Source organism: Enterobacter sp. Li2LvB3, assembly GCF_056156645.1.
In genome coordinates this window covers 1-1,285 of record NZ_JBSICG010000061.1, presented here as the reverse complement: position 1 = coordinate 1,285, position 1,285 = coordinate 1, and the positions used below count along the sequence as shown (strand labels likewise).

General features: G+C 60.9%; 1 protein-coding gene. It reads left to right on the top strand.

Annotation, left to right across the window (positions count from 1 at the left end; all coding sequences use genetic code 11):
• Positions 1-89 precede the first annotated feature (89 nt).
• Positions 90-1,232, top strand: a complete 1,143-nt coding sequence (locus tag ACS603_RS23405) for an IS481 family transposase (RefSeq protein ID WP_474945016.1) — start codon at positions 90-92, stop codon at positions 1,230-1,232.
• Positions 1,233-1,285: the final 53 nt, after the last annotated feature.

Here is a 1,285-nt window from a genome sequence, read left to right as displayed (position 1 = left end):
TGTACGGTCCGGGGACATAGTGAACACTTGTTCGGGGACATGGTAGACACTTACAACTAAGGCATAAGAACCCGTTTATGGAGTCGCTTATGTCCTGGGATGCGAGAGATACCATGTCATTACGTACCGAGTTTGTTTTGTTCGCCTCGCAGGACGGGGCGAACATCCGTTCCCTCTGCCGTCGCTTCGGCATTTCACCTGCCACCGGCTATAAGTGGCTTCGCCGCTGGGCGGAGGAAGGGGCCTCCGGCCTTCAGGACCGCCCGCGCATACCGCACCATTCCCCGAACCGCTCATCTGACGACATCACTGCCCTGCTGCGTATGGCGCATGACCGCCATGAACGCTGGGGCGCACGCAAGATAAAGCGCTGGCTGGAAGACCAGGGGCACACCATGCCCGCCTTCAGCACCGTCCATAACCTCATGGCCCGTCACGGTCTGCTGCCGGGCACTTCACCGGGCATTCCCGCCACGGGACGGTTCGAACATGACGCGCCGAACCGCCTCTGGCAGATGGATTTTAAGGGCCACTTTCCCTTTGGAGGCGGCCGCTGCCATCCGCTCACCCTGCTGGACGACCACTCCCGATTTTCCCTGTGCCTGGCGCACTGTACCGATGAACGGCGCGAGACCGTGCAGCAGCAGCTGGTCAGCGTGTTTGAGCGCTACGGCCTGCCGGACCGGATGACGATGGACAACGGTTCTCCGTGGGGAGACACCACCGGCACCTGGACGGCGCTGGAGCTGTGGCTGATGCGTCTGGGTATCCGGGTGGGGCACTCCCGGCCGTATCATCCGCAGACGCAGGGTAAGCTGGAGCGTTTTCACCGGAGCCTGAAGGCAGAAGTGCTGCAGGGGAAGTGGTTCGCGAGCGGGGGCGAACTGCAGCGCGCCTTCGACCACTGGCGGACAGTCTATAACCTTGAACGCCCGCATGAGGCGCTGGATATGGCGGTACCGGGGTCGCGGTATAAGCCGTCAGAGCGGCAGTACAGCGGCAACACCACGCCCCCGGAATACGACGAGGGCGTGATGGTCAGGAAAGTGGATATCAGCGGAAAGCTGAGCGTGAAAGGGGTAAGTCTGAGCGCAGGCAAGGCGTTCAGGGGAGAACGGGTCGGGCTGAAGGAGATGCAGGAAGACGGCAGCTACGAGGTGTGGTGGTACAGCACGAAAGTGGGGGTGATCGACCTGAAGAAAAAGTCGATCACCATGGGTAAAGGATGTTAAAAAGTGTTCACCATGTCCCCGAACACCTGTCTACCATGTCCCCGGAACGTACA

Excerpts from the sequence above, each read along its gene's own strand:
- ACS603_RS23405 (WP_474945016.1), top strand. The coding sequence starts at position 90 with ATGTCCTGGGATGCGAGAGATACCATGTCATTACGTACCGAGTTTGTT.